This window comes from Streptomyces sp. NPDC058000 (genome assembly GCF_042886435.1).
Classification (GTDB): domain Bacteria; phylum Actinomycetota; class Actinomycetes; order Streptomycetales; family Streptomycetaceae; genus Streptomyces.
In genome coordinates, this window is sequence record NZ_JBHVQS010000001.1 from 529,099 (window position 1) to 536,796 (window position 7,698).

4 protein-coding genes are annotated in these 7,698 nt (G+C 69.9%); 2 read left to right on the top strand and 2 right to left on the bottom strand.

Annotation, left to right across the window (positions count from 1 at the left end):
* The first annotated feature begins 131 nt into the window (after nucleotides 1-131).
* On the top strand, nucleotides 132-1,292 hold the full coding sequence (locus tag ACFVT2_RS02490; protein ID WP_390011072.1) for an AI-2E family transporter: 1,161 nt from the start codon (nucleotides 132-134) through the stop codon (nucleotides 1,290-1,292).
* On the opposite strand, the gene ACFVT2_RS02495 is transcribed toward ACFVT2_RS02490, so the two are convergent.
* A complete protein-coding gene (locus ACFVT2_RS02495; RefSeq protein WP_390011073.1) occupies nucleotides 1,208-3,394 on the bottom strand; it encodes a SpoIIE family protein phosphatase in 2,187 nt (728 codons plus the stop codon). The two genes, ACFVT2_RS02490 and ACFVT2_RS02495, sit on opposite strands and share 85 nt — an antisense overlap.
* Before the next feature lie 271 nt (nucleotides 3,395-3,665).
* Between ACFVT2_RS02495 and aspS the strand changes: the two genes are divergently transcribed.
* Nucleotides 3,666-5,453, top strand: a complete 1,788-nt coding sequence (gene aspS, locus ACFVT2_RS02500; protein WP_390011075.1) for an aspartate--tRNA ligase — start codon at nucleotides 3,666-3,668, stop codon at nucleotides 5,451-5,453.
* Nucleotides 5,454-5,609: 156 nt separating this feature from the next.
* Here the strand turns inward: aspS and metG are convergent, their stop codons facing one another.
* Nucleotides 5,610-7,325 carry a methionine--tRNA ligase gene (gene metG / locus ACFVT2_RS02505; protein ID WP_390011076.1) on the bottom strand — a complete coding sequence of 572 codons (1,716 nt, stop codon included), beginning with the start codon at nucleotides 7,323-7,325 and terminating at the stop codon, nucleotides 5,610-5,612.
* Between the last annotated feature and the right edge of the window lie 373 nt (nucleotides 7,326-7,698).

The window sequence follows — 7,698 nt, forward strand, 5'->3', positions numbered from 1 at the left end:
GCGGTGTTTCACGTGAAACACCGCCCCCGCACTCATGTTTCACGTGAAACGCCATGGCGCCGGCCGAGTCCCGAGCCGTGCTGTGCCCGTCCAATACCCGTCAACGGCCGCTGCCGTGGTGGACTGTCCGGGTGCGAAACGACTCGGATCAAGACCGGAGCGGCGCCGAGCCCGGCCGGCCGCCGCGCTCTTTGCCGCTGCTTCCGATCGAGGCCCGCCGCGCCGCGGCCTGGTGCGCCGCGGGACTGCTGGTGGCGGCGGTGCTGGCCGTCGGCGTATGGCTCTGCGTCGAGTTGAGCGCCGCGGTCACGCCCGTACTGCTGGCACTGCTGGGGAGTGCGCTGCTCGGTCCGATGTACCGGCGGCTGGTGGCGATGCGGCTCAACCGCTCCCTGGCGGCCGGGCTGACCTGCGCCGTGTTGATGGTCGTGGTCGGCGGGGCCGGATACGTCGTGGTCAGCGCGCTGGTCGACACCGGGGACCAGATCGTCGCCTCGCTCAAGGACGTGGCGACGGACCTCACCAAGCACTTCGGGGCGGCCGGGAATTCGCTCAGCGACCTCGCCACCAACGCCAAGACGCTGGTCACCAAGTTCGGCAGCACCGCGGCCTCCGGGCTGCTCGCCGGCGTGAGCATCGTGGGGCAGTTCATCGCCGCGGCGGTGCTGGCCCTGTTCCTGACCTTCTTCTTCCTGCGCGACTCCGACAAGGCGGTCCGCGCGCTGCACGACTGGGCGCCGGGCGACTCGGCGCCGCAGTTGGAACGGATGGCCCGCCGCGGCTTCCAGTCCATCGAGGGCTTCATGCGCGGCACCACCTTCATCGCGCTGATCGACGCCATCTGCATCACCGTCGGCCTGCTGATCCTGGACGTTCCCGGTGCTCTCGGCCTGGGCGCACTGGTCTTCGTCGGCGCCTACATCCCCTACCTCGGCGCGTTCATCTCGGGCGCGGTGGCGATCCTGGTGGCGTTCGCGGACCGCGGCTTCGTGATCGCGCTCTGGGCGCTCGGGGTGGTGCTCGCCGTTCAGGTGCTGGAGGGCCATGTGCTCCAGCCGATGATCCAGAGCCGTACGGTCCAGATGCACCCGGCCGTCGTCATGCTGGCGATCACCGCGGGTGCGAGCGTCGCCGGGATCCTCGGCATGCTGCTGTCCGTCCCGCTGACCGCGGCCGTCTCCGGTGTCCTCCACGAACTGCGCAAGCACTACGCGGCGGGCTCGGGCACGGACTCCGCGGAGCCCGGTGACACCGGACCGGACGGCTCCTCCGGCGTCCCGGCGTCCTCGTAGAGCTCGAACCACGTCGACTTGCCGTCCCCGCGCGGGTCCACCCCCCACGCCCCGGCCAGCAGCTCCAACAGCACCAGACCACGCCCCGAGGAGGCCAGCTCACCGGGCCGGCGGCGGTGCGGCAACTCGTCGCTGCCGTCGGCGACATCGACCCGGAGGCGCCGGGTGCCGCGCTCCCCGGAGACCTCGGCGACCAGCAGCGCGTCCCCGTCGGTGTGCGTCAGCACATTGGTGACGATCTCGGAGACCAGCAGTACCGCGGAGTCGACCTGGTCCGGGTCGCTCCAGTCGTGGAGCACATCGCGCATCTGGCGGCGGGCCGCGGCGATCCGCTCCGGCTCCGCCTGCGCGACGGAGAACACCGTGCGCCGCCCGGGCCGTTGTACGAGCCGGTCCCCGGCGTCCAGGCCACAGCTGGCGCTCTCGCGGGAGAGCAGCAGCAGGGCGATGTCGTCCTCGCGGCGGTCCACCAGCGGACCGGTGGTGTGGTGCGACGACGGGCCGTGCACGGCCTGGACCAGGCCGTCGGCCAGCCGCTCCAGGCTCTCCGCGACCCCTTCGTCCGTGCCGGCGCGGTGCGCTTCGAAGACGTTGCGCAGCCGCCCCCAGCCGGTCTCCAGGTCGTGTCCGCCGGTCTCGATCAGTCCGTCGGTGCAGACCAGCATGGTCTCTCCGGGCTCCAGGACGATCCGGGTGGTGGGGTAGTCGCTGTCCGGGTCGATGCCCAGCGGCAGCCCGCCCGACGTGGGCCGCAGCATCACCGTGCCGTCGGCCATCCGGATCGCCGGGTCGGGGTGGCCGGCCCGGGCCACGTCCAGCAACCCGGTCGCCGGGTCCACCTCGACGTACAGACAGGTCGCGAAGCGCTGGTCCTCGCCGTGGCCGCGGAACTCGGTCTCGTTGATCCCGGCGAGGAAGCGGGAGGCCCGGGAGAGCACCGCATCGGGGTGGTGGCCCTCGGAGGCGTAGGCGCGCAGCGCGATCCGCAGCTGTCCCATCAGGCCGGCGGCCCGTACGTCGTGTCCCTGGACGTCCCCGATGACCAGCGCGATCCGCCCGGACGGCAGCGGGATCATGTCGTACCAGTCGCCGCCGACCTCCAGACCGCCGCCGGTCGGTACGTAGCGGGCCGCGACCGCCATCCCGGGGATGTCCGGCTGCACCGTGGGCATCATGCTCCGCTGCAACCCCACGGCCAGTTCGTGCTGCGACTCCTGCACTCCGGCCCTGGCCAGCGCCTGGGCCAGCATCCGGGCGACGGTGGTCAGCACCGAGCGCTCGTCCGGTGTGAAGGCGACCGGCTGGGCGAACCCGGCCTTCCAGGCGCCGATCGTCCGGCCCGCGTTGATCAGGGGGAGGTACGCCCAGGAACTGTGGTCGAAGTGGGCCGCCAGGGACCACGTGGCGGGGTAGCGGCGCTGGTACTCCTCCGGGGTGGGGAGGTAGATGGCCCGGCCGGTCCGCACGACCTCGGCGGCCGGGAATTCGGTCTCCAGCGTCATCTCGGAGAAGGGCAGTTCGTCGCCGGGGAGGTGACCGTGGTGGCCGATCACCGAGAGCCGGTCGCCCTGGATGCCGAAGACCGCCAGGCCGTCCGGCACGAACCCGGGCATGGAGAGTCCGGCCGTCACCCGCAGCACCTCGGCGGTGGACCGTGCCTCGGCCAGGGCCCGGCCCGCGTCCAGCAGGAACGCCTCGCGCGAGCGGCGCCAGTCGCCGGTGACCGGGGTCCGCGCCGCCGAGGTGCCGGGCTGTGGTTCGGGCACCTCTTGGAGGGTGCCGACCAGTTCGAAGTCGCCGTTGACGATCCGGGGCAGGGAGCGGGAGCGGACGATGCGCAGCACCCGCCCGCGCTCGTCCATGATGCGCAGCCGCGCCTCGGCGACCGTCCCCTCGGAGACCGCGAGCTGGATGACACCGTTGATCTCGGCGAAGTCGACGGGATGAAAACGCGAGCGCACGGCGGCCTCGGTGAGTTCGGTCGGCTCGGCGGGAAGCCCCAGCAGCCGGGCCGCTTCGGCGTCGAGGGCCACTCGGCCGGATGCGTTGTCCCAGCGCCACAGGCCGGTCGCGATGGCGGCCAGGAGGTCCTCGGTGCGCATTGCATCACTTTAGGTGGATTTGACGTGGCCCGGCCAGCGAGCCGGACGTGACCATCGTCGCAGCCCGGAGGGCCGGTTTCCCGCCGGGGGGACCCTGATGGGTATATGTCAACCAGCTCGTTGGAGTCGGGCGGTAACCTGGAGCGGTTATGCCACTCCTGGGGTGGTCTTTCGGGTGATCCACAAGGCGATCGATCGGGCGCGCGAGCCTCGTATCTCCCCTTCTCGCCCGTCAACTCCCCACCTCGACTCGCGACGACTTGGATGAGCGATGCATCGGTACCGGTCCCATAACTGCGGCGAGCTCCGAGCCGCGGACGTCGACACCGACGTCCGTCTCAGCGGCTGGCTGCACAATCGACGCGACCTGGGCGGCATCCTCTTCATCGATCTGCGTGACCACCACGGTCTCGTGCAGCTCGTCGCCCGCCCCGGCACCCCGGCCAACGAGGTCCTCGGCTCGCTGACCAAGGAGACCGTCGTCCGCGTCGACGGCAAGGTCAGCGCCCGTGGCGCCGACAACGTCAACCCCGACCTGCCGACCGGTGAGATCGAGATCGAGGTCACCGAGGTCGAGGTGCTCGGTGCTGCCGAGCAGATCCCCTTCACCATCAACGCCGATGACGGTGTCAACGAGGAGAAGCGCCTCGAATACCGCTTCCTCGACCTGCGCCGCGAGCGCATGCACCGCAACATCATGCTGCGCACGGCCGTGATCTCCGCGATCCGGCACAAGATGGTGGCGCTCGGCTTCAACGAGATGGCGACCCCGATCCTGTCCGCGACCTCCCCTGAGGGCGCCCGCGACTTCCTGGTCCCGTCCCGTCTGCACGCCGGCAAGTTCTACGCGCTGCCGCAGGCCCCGCAGCAGTTCAAGCAGCTGCTGATGATCGCCGGCTTCGACCGCTACTTCCAGATCGCGCCCTGCTTCCGCGACGAGGACGCCCGTGCGGACCGCTCGCCGGGCGAGTTCTACCAGCTCGACGTCGAGATGAGCTTCGTCGAGCAGGAGGACGTCTTCCAGCCGATCGAGCAGCTGATGACCGAGCTCTTCACCGAGTTCGGCAACGGCCGCACGGTCACCTCGCCCTTCCCACGCATCCCGTTCCGCGAGGCGATGCTCAAGTACGGCTCCGACAAGCCGGACCTGCGCGCCGAGCTGGAGCTGGTGGACGTCTCCGACGTCTTCGCGAACTCCGGCTTCAAGGCGTTCGCCGGCAAGCACGTCCGCGCGCTGGCCGTGCCGGACACCGCTGACCAGCCGCGGAAGTTCTTCGACCAGCTGGGCGACTTCGCCGTCGCGCAGGGTGCCAAGGGCCTGGCGTGGGTCCGGGTCGGCGATGGCAACGCGCTCAGCGGCCCGATCGCCAAGTTCCTCACCGACGACGACGTCAAGGCGCTGGTCACGGCCCTCGACCTCAAGCCCGGGCACGCCGTCTTCTTCGGCGCCGGCGAGTTCGACGAGGTCTCCAAGATCATGGGCGCCGTCCGCGTCGAGGCCGCCAAGCGCGCCGGCCACTTCGTCGAGGGCGAGTTCCGCTTCTGCTGGATCGTCGACTTCCCGATGTTCGAGCGCGACGCGGACACCGGCAAGGTCGAGTTCTCCCACAACCCGTTCTCCATGCCGCAGGGCGGCCTGGAGGCGCTGGAGACCAAGGATCCGCTGGACATCCTCGCCTGGCAGTACGACATCGTCTGCAACGGTACCGAGCTGTCCTCCGGCGCGATCCGTAATCACGAGCCGGAGGTCATGTACAAGGCGTTCGCGATCGCCGGTTACGACAAGGAGACCGTGGAGGCCGAGTTCGGCGGCATGCTCCGCGCCTTCAAGTTCGGCGCCCCGCCGCACGGTGGTATCGCCCCGGGCGTCGACCGGATCGTGATGCTGCTGGCCGACGAGCCGAACATCCGCGAGACGATCGCCTTCCCGCTCAACGGCAACGCCCAGGACCTGCTGATGGGCGCCCCGTCCGAGGTCGACGAGGCCCGCCTGAAGGAGCTGCACCTGAGCATCCGGACCGGCCCGGCGAAGCCGACGCCGTACAAGCCGACCAAGTAGGACCGCACGAGGGCCCGGGACCGCCGCAGCGGCGGTCCCGGGCCCTCGTGCATCCCGCGGCGGCCCTGCGCCTCCCCGGACCGCACAACGAGGACGCCCCCGGACCGGACCGGTCCAGGGGCGTCCTCGTGCTGTGTCAGCTCCGGGCGTCGGGCCTCAGCCCTCGTTGCCGCCGAACTGCTCCCGGTACGCCGCCAGGTCATCCTCGGTGATCTTCGCGAAGAGCACCGGCGGCACCGTGAACGGCGTCCCGGCGGGCACGAACGCCAGCGCCTTCGCCTCCTCCTGCGACACCCAGGCGGCGGTGTCGCTCTCCAGGGCGAACGCGCCCCGCATGGCCTTCGCCGACGCCGGGATGAGCGGCTCGGAGACCACCGCGTAGAGGTGGATCAGATTCATCGCGGTCCGCAGCGTCAGCGCCGCCGCGTCCTTGTCCGTCTTGATCTCCAGCCACGGAGCCTTCTCCTCCAGGTAGGAGTTGCCCGCGCTCCACAGGGCGCGCAGCGAGGCCGTCGCCTTGCGGAACTGGAGTGCCTCCATGTGGCCCTCGTACTCCGCGAGCAGCCCGGCGATCTCCTCGCCCAGCTTCTGCTCGGCGGCGCCGGCCTCGGCACCGGCCGGCACGTCGTCGCCGAACCGCTTCCGCGAGAACGAGAGCACCCGGTTGACGAAGTTGCCGAGGGTGTCGGCCAGGTCCTTGTTGACCGAGGCGGAGAACAGCTCCCAGGTGAAGGACGTGTCGTCCGACTCCGGGGCGTGCGCCATCAGGAAGTAGCGCCAGTAGTCGGCGGGCAGCAGCTCCAGCGCCGCATCGGTGAAGATGCCGCGCTTCTGCGACGTGGAGAACTTCCCGCCGTAGTAGTTGAGCCAGTTGAAGGCCTTGAGGAAGTCGACCCGCTTCCACGGCTCGCGGGTCCCCAGCTGCGTCGCCGGGAACATCACGCTGTGGAACGGCACGTTGTCCTTGGCCATGAACTCCGTGTAGCGGACGTCATCGGCCTCGTACCACCACGACTTCCAGTCGCGCTCCTCCGGCGCCTGGTCCGCCCACTCCTTCGTCGAGCCGATGTACTCGATCGGGGCGTCGAACCAGACGTAGAAGACCTTGCCCGCGGCGGCCAGCTCCGGCCACACATCGGCCGGCACCGGCACGCCCCAGTCCAGGTCGCGGGTGATCGCCCGGTCCTGGAGGCCCTCGGTCAGCCACTTGTGGGCGATGGACGACGCCAGGGTCGGCCACTCCTTGCTGCCGTTGCCGGCCAGCCAGCCCTCGACCTCGTGCTGGAGCTTCGACTGGAGGAGGAAGAGGTGCGTGGTCTCGCGGACCTCCAGGTCACCGCTGCCACTGATCGCCGAGCGGGCGTCGATCAGGTCCGTCGGGTCCAGGACCCGGGTGCAGTTCTCACATTGGTCGCCGCGCGCCTTGTCGTAGCCGCAGTGCGGGCAGGTGCCGACGATGTAGCGGTCCGGCAGGAAGCGGCCGTCGGCGTTCGAGTAGACCTGGCGGATGGCCCGCTCTTCGATGAAGCCGTTCTCGTGCAGCTTGCGCGCGAAGTGCTGGGTCAGCTCGACGTTCTCCCGCGAGGAGCTCCGGCCGAAGTGGTCGAACTCCAACCCGAAGCCGTCGTAGATCGCCTTCTGCTTGTGGTGCTGCTCGGTGCAGAACTCGGCGACGGACTGCCCCGCGTCCTTCGCCGCCAGCTCCGCGGGCGTGCCGTGCTCGTCGGTCGCGCAGATGTAGAGGACGTCGTGACCGCGCTGCCGCAGATACCGGGAGTACACATCGGCCGGGAGCATGGACCCCACCATGTTGCCCAGGTGCTTGATCCCGTTGATGTACGGAAGGGCGCTGGTGATGAGGTGTCGAGCCATTGCCGGCTGCTCCCAAGTCGCTACGGTGAGTGATGATTTGCTTTACGCAACGTCAATATCGTACTGGACAGGGTGGAGGTCCCCACCCGGGTATTTTCGGGTCCGGAGGGGGTTACCGGGCGGCGGCTCGCCCCGCTTGTTTCACGTGAAACAAGCCCCGCTCCCTCCCCGTCCATCATCACCCCCACACCATGCGGCCATCCGCCCCGTTTCACGTGAAACCGTCCCGATGCGGGCGCGGCCGACCCGTGAAGGGTGAGGGAGGGCGTCACGGAACAGGCCGTGGCCCGGCCCCCACGGGTGCGGGCCCGGCCGGTGGGGTGGGGGTGGGGGGGGTGAGCGTGGCATGGGTTGTCTTTTAAACAAAAACCCG

Bases quoted from the DNA above. Each gene is read 5' to 3' on its own strand.
- ACFVT2_RS02495 (WP_390011073.1), bottom strand. From the start codon at position 3,394: ATGCGCACCGAGGACCTCCTGGCCGCCATCGCGACCGGCCTGTGGCGC.
- aspS (WP_390011075.1), top strand. From the start codon at position 3,666: ATGCATCGGTACCGGTCCCATAACTGCGGCGAGCTCCGAGCCGCGGAC.
- metG (WP_390011076.1), bottom strand. From the start codon at position 7,325: ATGGCTCGACACCTCATCACCAGCGCCCTTCCGTACATCAACGGGATC.